Origin of the sequence: Methylobacterium carpenticola, assembly GCF_042748905.1 — a bacterium.
Classification (GTDB): Bacteria; Pseudomonadota; Alphaproteobacteria; order Rhizobiales; family Beijerinckiaceae; genus Methylobacterium; species Methylobacterium carpenticola.
The window spans coordinates 2,352,249-2,368,502 of sequence record NZ_JBHZEO010000001.1; the positions used below are offsets into that span (position 1 = coordinate 2,352,249).

General features: G+C 67.2%; 15 protein-coding genes, 1 tRNA gene and 4 pseudogenes. 14 read left to right on the plus strand and 6 right to left on the minus strand.

The genetic code is table 11. The features are described 5' to 3' along the window. The first annotated feature begins 5 nt into the window (after positions 1–5). Positions 6–1,439 (plus strand): FAD-dependent oxidoreductase, encoded by a 1,434-nt coding sequence (locus ACE101_RS11130; RefSeq protein ID WP_379129153.1) that lies wholly within the window; start codon positions 6–8, stop codon positions 1,437–1,439. Then, positions 1,436–2,617, plus strand: coding sequence for an MFS transporter (locus ACE101_RS11135; protein WP_379129155.1), 1,182 nt, complete (start codon positions 1,436–1,438; stop codon positions 2,615–2,617). Before ACE101_RS11130 ends, ACE101_RS11135 begins: the two co-directional genes overlap by 4 nt. 835 nt (positions 2,618–3,452) lie before the next feature. Here the strand turns inward: ACE101_RS11135 and ACE101_RS11140 are convergent. Continuing rightward, positions 3,453–4,193, minus strand: a complete 741-nt coding sequence (locus ACE101_RS11140) for a DUF7986 domain-containing protein (protein ID WP_379129157.1) — start codon at positions 4,191–4,193, stop codon at positions 3,453–3,455. Between the two features lie 32 nt (positions 4,194–4,225). Between ACE101_RS11140 and ACE101_RS11145 the strand changes: the two genes are divergently transcribed. From ACE101_RS11145 to ACE101_RS11170, 6 genes are all read left to right on the plus strand, one after another. Then, the gene (locus ACE101_RS11145) at positions 4,226–4,558 is read left to right on the plus strand and encodes a hypothetical protein (protein WP_379129159.1); all 333 of its coding nucleotides are present in this window, start codon (positions 4,226–4,228) and stop codon (positions 4,556–4,558) included. Positions 4,559–4,577: 19 nt separating this feature from the next. Then, on the plus strand, positions 4,578–4,856 hold the full coding sequence (locus ACE101_RS11150) for a hypothetical protein (protein ID WP_379129160.1): 279 nt from the start codon (positions 4,578–4,580) through the stop codon (positions 4,854–4,856). Between the two features lie 138 nt (positions 4,857–4,994). Then, the gene (locus ACE101_RS11155) at positions 4,995–5,222 is read left to right on the plus strand and encodes a hypothetical protein (RefSeq protein WP_379129162.1); all 228 of its coding nucleotides are present in this window, start codon (positions 4,995–4,997) and stop codon (positions 5,220–5,222) included. 112 nt (positions 5,223–5,334) lie between these two features. After that, the gene (locus ACE101_RS11160; RefSeq protein ID WP_379129165.1) at positions 5,335–6,498 is read left to right on the plus strand and encodes a dimethylmenaquinone methyltransferase; all 1,164 of its coding nucleotides are present in this window, start codon (positions 5,335–5,337) and stop codon (positions 6,496–6,498) included. A 164-nt stretch (positions 6,499–6,662) separates the two neighbouring features. Continuing rightward, on the plus strand, positions 6,663–7,232 hold the full coding sequence (locus ACE101_RS11165) for an NUDIX domain-containing protein (protein WP_379129166.1): 570 nt from the start codon (positions 6,663–6,665) through the stop codon (positions 7,230–7,232). A gap of 13 nt (positions 7,233–7,245) precedes the next feature. Continuing rightward, the gene (locus ACE101_RS11170) at positions 7,246–7,389 is read left to right on the plus strand and encodes a hypothetical protein (protein ID WP_379129168.1); all 144 of its coding nucleotides are present in this window, start codon (positions 7,246–7,248) and stop codon (positions 7,387–7,389) included. Between the two features lie 659 nt (positions 7,390–8,048). Here ACE101_RS11170 and ACE101_RS11175 read toward each other — a convergent pair. Further along, entirely contained in the window at positions 8,049–8,438 is a 390-nt protein-coding gene (locus tag ACE101_RS11175) for a transposase (protein WP_379129170.1), read from the minus strand. Positions 8,439–8,479: 41 nt separating this feature from the next. Further along, a pseudogene (locus tag ACE101_RS11180) lies at positions 8,480–9,748 on the minus strand (IS256 family transposase). A 325-nt stretch (positions 9,749–10,073) separates the two neighbouring features. Here ACE101_RS11180 and ACE101_RS11185 point away from each other — a divergent pair. The 4 genes and pseudogenes from ACE101_RS11185 to ACE101_RS11200 all read left to right on the plus strand — a co-directional run. Beyond that, the gene (locus tag ACE101_RS11185; RefSeq protein ID WP_379126108.1) at positions 10,074–10,493 is read left to right on the plus strand and encodes a winged helix-turn-helix domain-containing protein; all 420 of its coding nucleotides are present in this window, start codon (positions 10,074–10,076) and stop codon (positions 10,491–10,493) included. 17 nt (positions 10,494–10,510) lie between these two features. Beyond that, positions 10,511–11,047, plus strand: a pseudogene (locus tag ACE101_RS11190) (IS630 family transposase); the annotation flags it as partial. Between the two features lie 84 nt (positions 11,048–11,131). Further along, positions 11,132–11,353 (plus strand): hypothetical protein, encoded by a 222-nt coding sequence (locus ACE101_RS11195; protein ID WP_379129172.1) that lies wholly within the window; start codon positions 11,132–11,134, stop codon positions 11,351–11,353. Positions 11,354–11,382: 29 nt separating this feature from the next. Then, a pseudogene (locus tag ACE101_RS11200) lies at positions 11,383–11,965 on the plus strand (IS630 family transposase); the annotation flags it as partial. A 367-nt stretch (positions 11,966–12,332) separates the two neighbouring features. Here the strand turns inward: ACE101_RS11200 and ACE101_RS11205 are convergent. Continuing rightward, positions 12,333–13,475, minus strand: a complete 1,143-nt coding sequence (locus ACE101_RS11205) for an ISAs1 family transposase (protein WP_379128221.1) — start codon at positions 13,473–13,475, stop codon at positions 12,333–12,335. Between the two features lie 152 nt (positions 13,476–13,627). Here ACE101_RS11205 and ACE101_RS11210 point away from each other — a divergent pair. Then, positions 13,628–13,704: transfer RNA gene (locus ACE101_RS11210), tRNA-Arg, on the plus strand. Positions 13,705–13,934: 230 nt separating this feature from the next. Here ACE101_RS11210 and ACE101_RS11215 read toward each other — a convergent pair. Both ACE101_RS11215 and ACE101_RS11220 read right to left on the minus strand, forming a co-directional pair. Then, a complete protein-coding gene (locus ACE101_RS11215; RefSeq protein WP_379129175.1) occupies positions 13,935–15,155 on the minus strand; it encodes an IS256 family transposase in 1,221 nt (406 codons plus the stop codon). Positions 15,156–15,298: 143 nt separating this feature from the next. Beyond that, positions 15,299–15,793 (minus strand): HTH domain-containing protein, encoded by a 495-nt coding sequence (locus ACE101_RS11220; RefSeq protein WP_379129178.1) that lies wholly within the window; start codon positions 15,791–15,793, stop codon positions 15,299–15,301. Here ACE101_RS11220 and ACE101_RS11225 point away from each other — a divergent pair. After that, positions 15,776–16,249, plus strand: a pseudogene (locus tag ACE101_RS11225) (helix-turn-helix domain-containing protein); the annotation flags it as partial. The gene ACE101_RS11220 and the pseudogene ACE101_RS11225 sit on opposite strands and share 18 nt — an antisense overlap. Between the last annotated feature and the right edge of the window lie 5 nt (positions 16,250–16,254).

A 16,254-nucleotide genomic window follows, 5' to 3' on the forward strand; every position in this document is an offset into this window, starting at 1 on the left:
AGCCCATGAGCGAGAGCGTTTCCCGGCTGCCGGTTGCGGTGATCGGCGCCGGTCCCGTCGGTCTGGCCGCCGCCGCCCACTTGGTCGCGCGCGGCCTGCCCGTGATCGTCTACGAGGCCGGCGATACGGTTGGCGCCCATGTGCGCGCCTGGGGGCACGTCCAGCTGTTCTCGCCGTGGGAATTCAACATTGATCCGGCCGCGAGGGCGTTCCTGGAGATCCAGGGCTGGGAGATGCCGCCCTCCCAGGAGTATCCGACCGGGCACGAGCTGGTGGACCGCTACCTGGTCCCGCTCGCCGCGACGCCTGAGCTGGCCCGGGTGATCGAGACCGGCGCTTGGGTCACGGCCTTGAGCCGGAAGAACGCCGACAAGGTCGCCAGCCGCGATCGGAAGAAGCGGCCGTTCGTACTGACGGTTCGGGACAAGGACGGGCGCATCCGGCGTGATCTGGCCCGCGCCGTAATCGACGCCTCCGGCACCTGGGCGACGCCCAACCCGCTCGGCGCCGACGGCCTGCCGGCTGATGGCGAGGTCGCCCTGACCGATCGGATCACCACCGGCATTCCGGACGTGCTGGGCCGCCATCGGGGCAGCTACGCTGGGCGCACCACCCTGGTCGTCGGGGCCGGCCACTCGGCCGCCAACGTACTCCTCGACCTCGCGCAGTTGGCCGAGGAGGTCGAGGGCACCACCCTGCTCTGGGCCACCCGCGGCACGGACCTGTCGCGCGTCTACGGCGGCGGGGCGGCCGACCAGCTGGCCGCGCGCGGTGATCTTGGTCTCCGCCTCCAGGCGCTGGTCGAGAGCGGACGGGTGCGTCTGATACAGGGCTTCGCGGTCACGGCTGTGCGCGCGGACGAGATCGGTCTCCGGGTCAATGGCGAGACGGCGTGCGGACCGCACACCCTCGGCCCAGTCGACCGCATCGTGACCGCTACGGGGCAGCGGCCAGACCTGTCCCTGACGCGCGAACTGCGCCTGGAACTCGACCCCTGGCTGGAGAGCGTGCGTGCGCTCGGCCCGCTGATCGACCCGAACTTGCACTCCTGCGGCTCGGTCCCACCGCACGGTCACCGAGAGTTGGCACACCCGGAGCCGGGCTTCTACACGGCCGGGATCAAGAGCTACGGGCGGGCCCCGACCTTCCTGATGATGACCGGCTACGAGCAGGTCCGCTCGATCGCAGCAGCCCTGGCGGGAGATCTGGTCGCGGCTGATGCCGTGCAGCTGGTCCTCCCCGAGACCGGCGTCTGCTCGACCTCACGCGGCACCGAGAGCGGCTCAGGCGCCTGCTGCGGTGGTCCGGCCCTCTCCGGAGTCGATGCCTGCTGCGCCGACGACGCAACGGCGAAGGCCGCGACCGGCATGGGCTGTGCTTGTTCTCCAACGCCTAAACCGGAGCCGAAGACATCGTCCTGCTGCGGCCGAGCGGCATGACTGATCGTCCCCAACTGACGGTCATCAGCGCTCTGGGCGTCGTGCAGATCCTGACCTGGGGCACCTCCTACTACCTGCTGACCGTGCTCGCGCCACCGATCGCGGCTGACACGGGCTGGCCGCTGCCGTGGATCGTCGGCGGCTTGTCGGCCGGCCTGCTGGTCTCCGGCCTGATCTCCCCTCGAGTCGGACGCGCGATCGGGCACTACGGAGGCCGGCCGGTGCTCGCGCTCGCCACGGTGGTCTTGGCGCTCGGGCTCGTGGTGATCGGTCTCGCGCCGGCGCTGCCGGTGTTCTTCCTCGGCTGGCTCGTGCTCGGCGCCGGCATGGGAGCCGGGCTATACGACGCCGCCTTCGCCACGCTCGGCCGCCTCTACGGCGCCAGCGCTCGGCCAGCGATCACGACGCTGACCCTCTGGGGCGGCTTCGCCAGCACGGTCTGCTGGCCGCTCTCGGCCTTCCTGGTCGAGCACCTGGGCTGGCGCGGCACCTGCGTCACCTACGCCGGCCTGCTGCTCGTCGTGGCACTGCCGCTGGTCCTGCTCGTTCTGCCCGCGTCAGCGCCGCTGCCGACGTCCGGTCTCAGGTCTCGCTCAGTCGGAACTGAACCACTCACCGGGCGTGAACGTCGGGCGTTTCTGCTCCTCGCCGGCATCCTGACCTTGGGCGGAGCAACAACGGCGATCGTCTCTGTTCACCTGCTGAACCTGCTACAAGCACAGGGCGCGTCCCTCACAGCTGCGGTTTCGTTGGGCGCACTGGTCGGACCGTCCCAGGTCGTCGCGCGCGTGATCGAGATGGCCAACAAGGGCCGGCACCATCCGATCTGGACGCTGACTGCGGCGATGGCCCTGATCGCCCTTGGTCTCGTCCTGCTCTGGGCAGGGTTCCCGGTCCTCGCCGTCGCGCTGGTGCTCTATGGAGCGGGCAACGGCATCTACTCGATCGCACGGGGCACCCTGCCGCTCGCGCTGTTCGGGCCGGAGCGCTACGCGCCGCTGCTCGGCCGGCTGGCACTGCCGAACCTCGTCGCCCAGGCTCTCGCCCCGTCGCTGGGTGCCGTCATCCTCGCTGGTGAGGGAGCGCATACCACTCTCGCGGTGCTTGCCGGCTTGGCGGTGATCAACCTGCTGCTCGTGGGTGCTCTGTGGCGCGAGCGACATGCCGCACCTGCTTGAGAGCAGCACAAGTCTCGGCTCTCGCGCTTTCTCGAGGCGCTCATGAGCTCACAGGAGCGCGCTGCGTCTCGTCTGCTTACCCCACCGGACAGAGGCGCCAAGGCCGTCAGCGAAGCTTCTATGCGTCCCTAAGAGCATCCAGATCGACAAGGGCCGCACCGCCACGGACCGGGCCGGGATGGTCGTGGGCGCAGAAGGCATCCCCCACGCGCAGGGTCGGATTTTCTAGGACTTCGTGTTCCGCGCCGCCGCCGCAAGGCATGGGTCCGGAAGGACGCCGAGCACATCCACCCGCGGATCGGGCTAGGTCGTGAGCACGATCTCTACGCCCGGATCGCCGCCCCCGGCCCGATGCGGACCAATTCTGCCGCGGACGATCTTACAAAATCGCAAGCAGATCTCATGAATATCCAAGTCATTGAGGGAATGATGAGCGAACCAAGCACCGGCTGTACGGGTCTTCCGCCTTCGGATGGCAATGCTCTATCCAGCTGAGCTACGGGTACTGACCGCGAAGCCTCAGCAGCGCAAGCCGTCGCGGGACGCAACGGGGTCCGGATCATCGACTCCCCCCGACGGGATCCATGCGAGGGCTCCGAAGGCCACACGGTCGAAGCGGGTCGGGTGCGCCGGGGGAGGGGAGGCCGAGCCTCTGGGAGCCAAGATCGCGCCTCGGATGCGGACGGTGGGCGGCGCGGCTAGAGCGGCGCCCGATCACGTTGCAATCAGGCGCCGCTCTAGATCTTTGATTTTACCGCATTTTCTGCGACGAACCGGGATCCACTTCGTCGGAAAATGCCCTAATGCCGCGTGCCGCTGGCGTGCCGGCGGCGCCTCACTTGATCCGTCTGCTGTTCCCTCGTGCCCGGACCACGGGCGTTCCCGCTGGGAGACCAGCCTCCTGCATCAGGGCCTCGACGACCGCGTCGGGCACCTCCGCCGCAGCAACGACGGTCGGGCTCCGCATCCGAATGTCATCCGCGTAGAGCGATGCCGCCAACGAGGCTCGCAGCGGCAGGCGCGCGCCGCGGGCCGCCGCCGCAGTGCAGAACGCGAGCAGATCCTCCCGGGGTTCGACGACGATGCCGAAGCCGGCATAGAACGGGCCGGCATCGAACAGCCTCATCCCAATCACGAGATTCTCGGGCGCCGAGGCTTCGAGGCCCTCGTCAAGAAGCCAGAGCCGGCGACCCGAGCAGAGCAGGTCCTCAAGCCACACGCCGGCGTGCTCGTGCCAGTCGGCCACCCGGAAGAGTGAGACGAATGCGCTGCCCATCCTGCCGGCGACGTGCTGCTCGGATGGCGCCAGAGAGGCAAGGCGGTCGCGGAGGAAGCCGTCGAACACCCGCCGTCCGCGCTGGTTTGGCTCGAACAGCGCGACGTCGCACAGCATGTCGAAGACCGTCTCGTCTTCGAGCAGCGCGTCGTCGACGAGGCCGAGCTGCTTGGCGGCCCGATCGAGATCGGATTTCTTGCAGGAGCGAACGGCCTGCGCGAGGACGGCCTGTATTGATCGCCGGATCGGTCGATACTGAGCAAGGATCGCGTCTCGCGTCGTCGCACTCTCACCGGTCATGATCTTCCTCCATCCGCCAGGAGATAGGTCGAATGAGCAGCATCCGGGAGCGGCTCCAGGGCCGCTGGCGCATCACCGAGACCGGGACCTGGGACAACGACTATCTCGACCTCGTCGAGCCGGCCTTCATCGCCTTCGAGCCGAACGGAGCGGGTGAGTTCCGCTTCGGGGCGATCGTCGCGGCTCTCGACTGCGCCTACAGCCAGACCGATGTCGGCTTCCGGTTCGAGGGCTCGGACGAGGGAGACGAGATCTGGGGTGACGGCTGGGCAGAGTTCGACGGACCCGACACCATCCACGGCGAGATCGCGTTCGAGAACAGCGACGAGACCACCTTTAAGGCTCGTCGCTGGCCGAGATCATGACGCGGCCGGGCGGCGCTTGGTGGCACGACACGCAGCCGCCAAGCTGCTTGGCACCACCACCGAGTGCCTGCAGTGGGGAAAAATATCTGGAAATCATCAGGCAGTTGCATCGTTCGTCTGGCTGGCCTCCGATCGCCTTCGCGGCAACTACAGGCAGTTCGGGCATGGCTGGGCGACCCTGACCTTCGCGTTTCCGCGCCGTCCCGACTGCGAGCTTGAGCCAACGGAAGCCGCAAATCTAGCCGAGATCAAACCGAAATCTGTGACGGCCTCAAAGATAAGCAAATTATACATCTGAAATTAAAGTAAAATGGCATATCTTTGCAGCAGAACTTCGTCGCCCGGCTCAACCGTCTTGCCGATAACCGGATATCCTACTAGGTGACCGAGAAGCCTACGCGCATCGACATTCCCCGAGAAGGCCGACAAGGCCGCGATGGGCATCGCTTTCGAGGAGCTAATCCTGACGAAGCCCGGCAGCGTGCGACCATCGATGAGCCGACGGCCGGCACCGGCGGCCTGCTGCCGATCGCAGGCGAATGTCTCGCACGATCCGCGGAGCCACCTGGCCATGTTCGGCCAGGAGCCGAACCCGGAACCCTACGCGATCGGCAAGGCGGAGATGCTCATCAAGGGGCGCCTACGGGTTTGCCGGCCGGAATGACCCGTGGCGCCTCGGCGGCCGGTGTGCGAGCCGTGATGCGCTCGCCCGCCCCTCGTCGAAGCAGACGAGCGGCGCCTATGGTAACCGGCCCTCTGTCACCCGAGATTGATTCGTGTCCCTGATCCAGATCACCCACCACGATCTCGACGGCTACGGAGCCTCGACCATCGTCGCATCCTTCGCCCATCCGGACCGCATCGTGCACGTGCCCCGCTACGGCGACGTGGGACCCGTGGTGAACGTCGAGCTGAAGCGGCTGAGCCGCGCGCCCTCCGCCGAGACGCTGCTCCTCACGGATCTCGGGCTTGAGGAGGCGACGATCGCGTTCCTCCGTCGCTTCGCGGCTCTGAACCGGCGTCGCGAACCAGGCCAAGCTCACCGTCTGATCGTGCTCGACCACCACGCGTCGTCGATCGAGCAACTCCAACGCCAGGGCCTGGAACATCACTGCGATCCGGAGCGTCCGGCTCTGCGCCGGTTCGACTTCGACGATCCGAACCTCGTCGTGCTGATCGACGAGGCCTCAAGCGCGACGCGGATGGCTCATGAGCACCGTGCTCTGTTCGCGGGCCAGGAGGCGGAACCGGATCACGCCGCCGACCTCGCCACTCTCGTCGGCGCCGTGGACGCACTCGATCTATGGCGCAAGGGTGATCCGCTCTTTCCGAGCGGGTTGGCGCTCGACGAGATGTTCTGGGACAACGTGGCGACGCTGGTGCCGGCCGGGCATCCCGATCACGACCGCTTCATCGCGCGCCTGCTCATCGACGCGAGCGCAGCCATTCGCGGCGGCGCGACACCGGCCGAACTCGAACGTCTGGTCCCGCAGATCCGTCGCCGCATCGTCGATGATCTGATGGCCGGCGCGTCTGAGGACGACCCATCGCTGACGACCCGCATGCGCGTGGCCCGCCTGCTGGCACGCTCCGATGCGCTGTTCCATGCACTCCCGGACGGCACGCTGCTCTCGTTCGGCCTCGATCCCGGCACGTTCCAGCGCGTGTCCGACCTGATCATGGCCGAGGGTCGGGCACCGCGGCTGGTCAACGTGCAGCGCACCGGCACCTTGTCCTTCCGCTCGAACAACGGCACGGCGCTGGCCGGAGCGCGGCTGTTTCACGGTGGCGGCCACCGGGACGCCGCCGGCGGCAAGCTGCCGAGCGGGTCGGCCTTCTCGCTTCAGGACGCTGTGAGCCAAGTCGAGCCCGTCCTGGTGCCGCCCAAGTCAGCCCCGGAGGACAGCCCCTTCGCGGCGCTTCGAAGCTGGAAGGGCTGAGGTGACGGCCTCAAGCGGATCCGCCGTCGGTCCGATCCTCGATCGTGCGCTCCAGAGCTTCGGGAAAGGGGTCGCAACGTTCTGCAGCCCGTGCGGGTTCTCTGGCGGAGCGGGGCCGCGAGCGTGCTCACGCACCGCGATGGGCCTTTCAACGGGAGGGCAAGGTGAGCGCCAAGATCCTGGACGTCCACTTCGTGCATGAGGGCTGGAGCCGGTTCGGGATCGCGAAGGTTCGGCTGGCCGACGGCGCGGAGGTCACTCGGGAGATCGAGGATCACGGCAACTCCGTCGGCGTGCTGCCCTACGACCCCGACCGGCGTGTGGCCGTGCTCGTGCGGGAGCTTCGTGTGCCGGCCCTCTACACCGCGGGAAGTCAGATGCAGCTGGAAGCGCCTGCCGGCATCGTCGATGATGGGACGCCCGAGGAGAACGCCCGGCGCGAGGTGCTGGAGGAGGTGGGGCTTCGGCTGCACGAGCTGGAGCCCGTCGGGACGACCTACTCGTGCGCGGGCATCTCGACGGAGCGGATCCATCTCTTCCTCGCCGCCTACGGAAACGGGGATCGCGTCGGCCGAGGGGGAGGAGCGCCGGGAGAGCACGAGAACATCAAGGTCGTGGAGATGTCGCTGCACGAGCTGGGCGGTCTGGTGGATCGCGGCGAGCTGACCGACCTGAAGACGCTGGCTCTGGCGCTTGCACTCCGCTCGAGACACCCCGACCTGTTCCGTCCCTGATGAGCACCGGGTCGTGACCTCCGTGGCCTCCACGAACCCGGCCCTGGCCTCGATCGAGCCGAGCCGGCAGCGCGCCCGCTCCAAGGCCGGCTGGCACTCCCGCGAGCTGGAGCAGCGCCCGATCACGCCGCAATCGGTCCCTGTTACAAGTCTTTGATTTTAGGGATTTTTCAGACGAACCGGCATCCCCTTCGTCGGGACATGCTCTGTGCCGCACGACGTCGCGGTGCCGATGCCCGAGAAGGTCATCGCGGTGCGGGCGGGCGCAGGCTGGCTGGCGCGGCTCCGAGCCTGGCGACGCCGTCCGGGACGGACATACCGGCTCGCCGCGTCGCCCTCGGGCGTGGAGATTGCGCCGTGTGCGCCACGGGCCGCATCGCCAAGGATCGGGCCGGGCTCGTCGTGAGCACAGAAGGCGCCTCGAAGCGCGTCGAGCCGCGTGGACGCAGGCACGCCGCCGAGCCGTGATCTGGTCCTCGCCGACCGAAGCGAGGGTCAGGTCCGTGCTCCATCGTGTCCACCGTCTCAGGGACGATCATGCCGCCGTGGTCGTGCGGATCGCTTGGCGAAGGGAGAAGCGGGTCGGCTCATGGTCACGACCTCCCGCCGAAGGCCGGAGCCGCGCGCCTCCAGGGTGGTGCTCGATGCAGAACCCGTCAGCACCACAGAGCCGCGACCTTGCCACGCACGAGCGATCGGGAGAACGGCATCCACTCGCTGTGAACGGATGCCGCCTCCGATCCTCGATTTCATGGACCTTCCGCAACGAAGCGGAAGCCGCCTCGTTCGGCTCAGAGCCTGTTTGAGGTCTTGAACTCATGCGGGATTGTTGAGGGCGTTGGCGGCCAGGAGGCTGGCGACGCAGGCGAGCCTTCCGGTGGCAACGTCGAGGCGACCGGCGCGCTCACGGTGCAAGCCGCCCCAGTGGCTGAGCCAGCCGAAGGTCCGCTCCACGAGCCAGCGCCGCTCCAGAACGACGAAGCCCTTCTGGTGCGGATCCTTGTCGACGACACGGTGGCGCATGCCGTGGAGGTTGCACCACTCCCGGCAGCGTTCGGCCGTGAAGGCGCCGTCGAGAAGGGCCAGACGCAGGCTGGGCCACTTCTCCTTACCATCGTCCAGCGCTGGCCGCGTGTCGCGATCCTGCACGTTGGCCGGTACGACGGCCAGCGCCAGGATGTGCCCGTCGGCATCCACCAGCGCCACGCGTTTGCGGAGCTATGCGGGACTTTGGGTGACGGAGGCGGTCAGGCGGCGCGGTGATCTGGGCTGGCGACGACCTCGGTCCCATCCCGGAAGATGACGCCCGCCACCATCTTCGGCAACTGGTTCTCGCCCTTCAGTCGCCGCCAGGTCTTCGCGGCCGCCATGACGAGCTTGAACACCATCAGCTTGGCGGTCGTGGGCGAGAGCGCCCCCTTGGTGCGCACCGTGCGGTGGCGGACCGTGGCGAACACGCTCTCGATCGGGTTCGTGGTCCGAAGGTGATCCCAATGCTCGGCGGGCATGTCGTAGAAGGCCAGCAGGGCGTCGCGGTCCTTCGTCAGGCACTCGCTCGCGCGGGCATACTTGGCCCCGTACTTCTCGACGAAGACGTCCAGGGCCGCCTCGGCCTTGGCCCGGGTGGGCGCGCCGGAGATCTCGCGCAAGTCCTCCTTCATCGCCGACTGCAGCGACTTCGGCACCTTGTTGAGGGCGTTGGCGGTCTTGTGCTGTCAGCAGCGCTGATGGCGCGTGCCCGGTAACCCCTCGTCGAGCGCCTTCCAGAAGCCCCATGCCCCGTCGCCCACCGCGATCTTCGGCGCGATCGACAGCCCGCGCCGCTTCACGTCCACCAGCAACTCCCGCCAGCTCTGGGCACTCTCGCGCACCCCGACCTGGAAACCGACCAGTTCCTTCTTGCCCTCCGGCGTGGCGCCGATCAGGACCAGCATGCACTCGGCCTGCTCCTCCATCCGGGTCTGCAGGTAGACGCCGTCAGCCCAGACGTAGACGGAGTGACGGGCCGCGAGCTCACGGGCCTGCCAGCGGGCGTACTCGTCCGCCCAGCTCGCCGTCAGCCGGGCGATGACGGCCGGCGAGAGGTTCGGGGCGTCCTTACCCAGGAGGGCGGCGAGCGCCTCCTGGAAGTCGCCGGTGGAGATCCCGCGCAGGTAGAGGACCGACAGCAGGGCATCCAGGCTGCGGGTGCGCCGCGCCCACTTCGGCAGGAGGGCCGAGGAGAACCGGATCCGTTCTACGGGGCTCGTCGCGCCGCGATCCCGGATGCGCACCCGTGCGACCGGCACCGGGCCGATGCCGGTCTGGATCGCGCGCTCGGGGCCGTACCCATGGCGCACCAAGCGGGCGCGTCCGTCCGGCAGCCGCAGGTCCTGCATGGCCGCGAGGAAGGCCTCGGCCTCCAGCTCGACCGCCTGGGCGAGCAGGCGGCGGGCGCCGGCCCGCAACACCTCGGTCAGGGGATCGTCGATCTCATCCGGCTGACGAAGCCGCACGATGTTGGTAGGGCTGTTCATGGCGTATCGCTCTCTCTTGAGAGGTTCTGGCAGGCTCGACACCCGCCTCGATACGCCGCCTTCACACCCAGCGCGTCACCCAATCTCCCGCATTGCTCCCTGGACGAAAGAGCCCGAACGCTTCAGACTCGATCCGTCATACCGGCGCGCGATTGAGGTGACTCGGCTGGGTGTTCCCCGGGAACGAAGCAGCTGATTCAATTGGCTCCTGCCTGAGCGGGAGGTCGGAATGGGACGCGGTTTGCCAATCCGGGAGGATGTCGCGACGCCGACTGAGTTGAGGCGGCGGGCCAGGAAAGAGCCTCGCCGTTCGACAGCGCAGCGGATGCTGGCGATCGCCAATGCGCTGGAAGGCATGAGCCGCGCCGAGGCGGCGCGGGCGGCCGGGATGGAGCGCCAAGCTCTGCGCGATGCGGTGATCCGGTTCAATGCCGAGGGGCTGGCCGGGCTGGTGGATCGTCCGCACGGCCACAGGCGAGAGATCCTCAGCGAGGGTGAGCAAGCAGTTCTGGTGCATCGGATCCTGGTTGGGCCAGATCCCGAGCAAGGGGAGCCGTCGAGTTGGACGCTGCCGGACCTCTGCCGTTTCATCGAGGAGCGGTTCGACAAGACGATGTGCCCGCAATCCATGTCGCGGGTCGTGCGTCGGCTCGGGCTGTCGAAGCAGAAGGCCAGGCCCGTTCACCCGAAGCGGAACGCCCGTGCGGCGGCCGCTTTCGCCAAAGGGGGCTTCGCACCGCCGTAGCGGCGGCGGCCCAAGCCCATCCGGACAAGACGATCGCGCTCTGGTTCATGGACGAGGCGCGCGTGGGCCAGAAGGGCCGGACCGGCCATCGCTGGTGGGTGCGCGGCCAACGCCCACCAGGGCTGTGCGACAAGCGCCTCGCCTCAGCCTACATCTTCGCAGCCGTGCGGCCCGCCACAGGCGAGGAGTTCGCCCTCGTGCTGCCGCGGGTCTGCACTCAGGCCATGGATCGCTTCCTGGCCGACTTTGCGGCCAGCATCCCAGCCGACACCCACGCTGTGATGGTGCGGGACGGTGCGGGCTGGCACGATCCGCGCGCGGTGACGCTCCCGCCCAACCTCACCCTCGTGCCGCTGCCGCCCTACAGTCCCGAGCTGAACCCGGTCGAGCGTGTCTGGCTCTACCTGCGCGAGCGCTACCTCTCCCATCGGCTCCTCGCCGACGACGAGGCCGTCGTCGAGGCGTGCTGCCGGGCCTGGACTGCGCTCGCGGCAGAGACCGGCCGCATCAAGTCCCTCTGCGCCTACCCCTACCTGAAACAGATCAGTTCATAAGCGCGGCGGTATCACATCCTCCTCTACTTCGAGCATCGGTACACCTCAGCGTATATCGAGCGGCTGAACGGCTTGATCCGAAAGATGAACGTCCAGGGTGCGGGCTATGACTTCAGCACCTTGCGCGCCAAGGCGCTCTTGAAGCACCGGCGGGTCGAGCGCGATGTGGAGGGCCAGAAGCTCACCAACCGCCTCGCACGCACCCTTCCTCTTGGGCCCAGATTGATCCCCGTCTACGGACCCTGGCGCTACTACGGGATGCCGCTATCAACCCTGGAGGCCGATTTGGAGGCGGGGCTGCTGTAGGCCCCCATCAACCCCGAATGACGAAGAACCAAAAAAACTTCGCCGCGACGCTGACCGCCCCTCTCGCCAGGGTCGGCTCTGACAAACCCGTCGAGATCTGGTTCCAGGACGAGATGCGCTTGGGCCAGAAGAACGGCCTCGTGCGGGTCTGGGCGCGACGGGGATCGCGGCCGCGCCAGCCGGCTGACCAGCGCGACGAGAGGGCGTACCTGTTTGGAGCGGTCTGTCCAGCCCGCGGCACTGGAGCGGCCCTGGTCATGCCCCATGCCGATCTTGCCCCATGCCGATCTGGGGGCCATGCAGCATCACCGCGACGAGATCGCCCGCACGGTGGCGCGCGGCGCCCATGCGGTGCTGCTACTCGACCGCGCCGGCTGGCACACGAGCGCTCAGCTCGTCGTGCCCGCGACCCTGACGCTGATCTTCCTGCCCTCACGGGCACCTGAGCTCAATCCGGTGGAGACGATCTGGTTGTATCTGCGCCAGAACTGGCTCTCCAACCGAGTGTTCGACGGCTACGAGGCGATCGTCGAGGCCGCCTGTGACGCCTGGAACAAGCTCCTCGCGCAACCCGCAACCATCACCAGCATTGGCCGGCACGACTGGGCTTAATTCGGTCAAACCTAAAGGCCGTTGGTATAAGCGGGGCGGTATGATGAGACCTGTGCGCGAAGTGCTCGAAACACAACATCTTGGGTGTACCTGAGCCAAAACGATACCAGGGATGGTAGCTCCCCGGGCTCGCGCACAGGTCTCATGAGATATCCCATACGTCTTCGTTGGTATGGAGGCCGGCACAGCAGCGGCACGCGCCGACAACGGTGCCGCAAACCGTTCGCACCCGGGGCGCAATGCCGATCACCGCCAGCCCCATCTCCCCTCCCCCGGCGCACCCGACACGATTCGACCATGTGACCTTTGCCTTCAGAGCCCTTGCATGGATCCCGTTGGGGGGACTCGATGATCCAGGGGAATCGCTTCAGCTTTTTGATGGGTTTGCGGGTGTGCGTCGGAGGAGGGCTTCGAGGTAGTCGGGGTTGAGATTGGCGAGCTTTCTGCGGGTCTTGAGGCTGTGGCGATCGTGGGGTTCACGCACGAGGTTGACGGCCATGTGGCGCACCACCGCCATGTTCTGCGGGCCCGATCCGGTCCGCAGCCGCACGAGGTCGTCGTGGAAGACGACGTCGAGCACCCAGTGCAGACGGTTCTCGATCTGCCAGTGCGCGCGCACGGCGGCTGCAAAGGTCTTGGCGTCGAGCTTGGCCGAGGAGAGATAGTAGCGTTGCTCGCGTTCGATCTTGCCGGCGCGTTCGACCCTTGTCTCGATCATGCCGATCATCGCCAAGTGGGGCATGTGTGGCTCATCGGGGTAGCGGCGATCCGAGGTGAGCCAGCTGACGTCATGGCACACGCTGGCACGGCGGCGTTCGAGGCGGCCATGGTCGTTGTCGAGGATCTCGTGGGTGTCCGCGATTCCGTCGCCTGGATCGGCAAAGAAGCGCACGACGTCGTGGTGGGTGGCGGGGCGGTTGGCCTTGAGCGCCAGCAGATAGTCGCCGCCTCGGTTCACGATGGTCTCGGCGATGGCGGTCTGGGTGCCCATCGCATCGATGGTGACGAGGGCGCCCCGGAGTTCGAGCCGTTCCAGAAGGCATGGGATGGCGGTGATCTCGTTGTTCTTGTCGGCGACGGCCTCCTGGCCGAGCACGAGGCGCTGGCGAGCGGCCCAGGCCGAGACGGTGTGCAGGGCAGCCCGGCCTTTGGTCTTGGCGTGGCAGCGCCGGGAGGTCTTGCCGTCGATGGCGATGAGGTCGGGTTCGGCCTCGCGCAGGCTCGCGACCCAGGCCGTGAAGCAGTCCTTGAAGAGGTTGGCGTCGAGCGCGTTGACGACGTCGTTGAGGGTATCGTGGGCAGGCAGGCCGCGCGCGTAGGGCAGGAAGCGGCGCAGGAAGTCGAGGCGCTGCTCGCCCCACAGCCGGATCTCGACGAAGTCGTCCATGCCGCACAGCGTGGCGCACAGCACCAGCAGCAGGATCTCAGGGAGCGGGTAGATCACCCGCCAGTGCTGGCGCGGATCCTCCAGGGCTGAGAAGTGGGCGAGGATCGAAAGCGATGACGGCATGGGAGCCTCGCAGAACGCCAGGCCCCCGATGAATCACGATCCTCCTCGTCGCGCAGCCCAAACCCACTCCAAGGCTGAAGCGATTGCCCTGCTCGATGATCCAGACCCCGTTGCGTCCCGCGACGGCTTGCGCTACTGAGGCTTCGCGATCAGCACCCGTAGCTCAGCTGGATAGAGCGTTGCCCTCCGAAGGCAAAGGTCACACGTTCGAATCGTGTCGGGTGCGCCAACAACCTCAATGACTTAGCTTAGGTTGTAGGCTTGGTGATCGGTAGAACCGGAAGCACACCGGAAGCAGCTGCCACTCTCAGACGTTTTCCCCGCCGCGTGGTCGCCTTGGCGCAGAAGCGAATGGTGGTGCGGATTGCGATCCTGTTGGCGCGGCCAACTTGAGGCTGCACTGCGCGAAAAACCCCCAGGGACTGTCCGGAATTTCGTGTGGGGGCGGCGGGTTGAACATTAGGCCGCCATGGCCCGGGTGAAGCGCTCGCCGAAGATGACGGCGAACTGCGCCTTGGCCATGACCCACTCACGCGGTCCCATCTTCCACGCCTTCTCGGAGCGGTTCAAGACCAGGAAGAGCAGCTTCAGCGCAGCCTCGTCGGTTGGGAAGTGCCCGCGGGCGCGTACAGCCCGGCGCAGGGTGGCGTTCAGAGCCTCGATGGCATTCGTGGTGTAGAGGATCCGCCGAACCTCGCTGGGGAAGGCGTAGAACGGGATCACCTCGCCCCAGGCCCGTCGCCAGCTTTGGGCGATGGCCGGGTAGCGCCGACCCCACTCGCTCGCTTCGAAGGCCGCCAAGGCCGCCTCGCCGGCGGCGGCATCCAGGGCTCGATAGATCTCCTTCAGCGCGGCCGCCACGAGCTTGCGGTCCTTGTAGGAGACGAAGTCGAGGCTGTGGCGCAGGAGGTGGACGATGCAGGTCTGAACCAGCGCCTCGGGGAACACCGCCCGGATCGCATCGGGGAAGCTCTTCAGGCCGTCGAGCACGGCAAGCAGCACGTCCTCGACGCTGCGGTTCCTGAGTTCGTTCATGACCCGCAACCAGAACTTGGCGCCCTCGTTCTGCTCCAGCCACAGCCCGAGGATCTCTTTCGATCCGTCGGCGCGCACGCCGAGCGCGATGTGGACGGCCTTGTTCCGGACCACGCCCTCGTCACGCACCTTGATCCGTAGGGCGTCGAAGAACACGATCGGGTAGACCGGCTCCAGCGGCCGGGCCTGCCAGGCGGCGACCTCCTCCAGGACCGCGTCCGTTACCGCGCTGATCAGGTCGGGTGAGACCTCAATACCGTAGAGCTCGCGCAGGTGCGCGACGATCTCCCGAGTGCTCATGCCGCAGGCGTACATCGACACGATCTTGTCGTCGAAGCCGGGAAAGCGGCGCTGATACCGGGCGATCAGCTGCGGATCGAACGTCGCCTGCCGATCGCGCGGGATCGCCAGCGCGATCCGGCCGGTCTCGGTCGTGACCGTCTTGCGACCGTAGCCGTTGCGTGTGTTGCCGGCGTCCTCGCCCGCCAGATGATGGTCCATCTCGGCGTTGAGCGCTCGCTCGGCCAGGGCCTTCTTCAGCTCGTCCAGCAGGCCATCGGCCTCGAAAGCCGTCTTCGGATCAGCCCCGGCTAGGAGCTGGTCCAGGATAGCGTCAGGGATGTGGGGAGCTTTACGTCGTGCCATTGGGAACCTCCTTCGGGTCCACTATGGCAGCACCCACACGGAATTCCTGACAGTCCCAAACCCCCATCACTACGATCACGTTTTCACCGAAGAGGCCGTTCAGCTGGCGGCCATGTAGTCGGCCAGGGTCGTAGTGGTGTTGATCAGGCAGCGGGTCGAGGGGTAGCAGCCTGTAACCGCCACACCCGCCGTCCCCGCACTTTCGCGACCTCGAACCGGCTATCCTTGGACAGGCTGGACGAGAGGCTCGACTCGGGATGGTTCAGGCTGACGCGCGCACCCTTCGCCCGCACCGGCTCGACGAGGTCGATCGTCCGCATCGGCTTACCGTGCTCGCGCAGCACCTCCGCAGCGGCATCGGCTTGGCTGATCGTCCGCGCCGGGAGCGCCGCCGGCACGTGGGCCTCCTCGGCGAACAGGCCTTCCTCGATGGGTGTTTCCTGCAATCTCCTGAGCGCCCGGATGGCCTGCTCGTAGACGCCGATCCGAACGAAATCGGGGTTCTGCCTGAGCCGGTTCTCGGCCGCCTCTTTGAGGCGGATCAGCGTCTCAAGCTCGTTCCCTAGATGTTCGGTCCCGGCATGTGATGGTACAACTGCTGCCGCATGGAGGGACGCGCTATGGGACAGGTTCTCCACGGCAGCGCCACAACGACTGAGGCAGTCCGTCGGGCAATCCAAGCTCGTCAAGAGAGCGTGAGAGCCGCCGCCAAGCGCTACGGGGTCAGCCCGACCACCGTGCAGAAGTGGCGCTCCCGCCAGACCAGCACGGATACGCGAATGGGCCCGAAGGAGCCCCGCTCCAGCGTGCTGAGCCTGGAGGACGAGGCGGTCATCGTCGCCTTCCGGCGGCATACCCTGCTGCCGCTGGACGACTGCCTCTACGCGCTTCAGCCGACCCTTCCGCATCTCACTCGCTCGTCACTGCACCGCTGCCTGCAGCGTCACGGCATCAGCCGCCTGCCGGATGTCGACGGCGACAAGCCCAAGCGGTCGCGCTTCAAGGCCTACCCTATCGGCTACTTTCACATAGTCGCCGCCGTGCCTTACACGATCCACACGGTGCTGACTGATAACGGCATCCAGTTCACCGACAACCA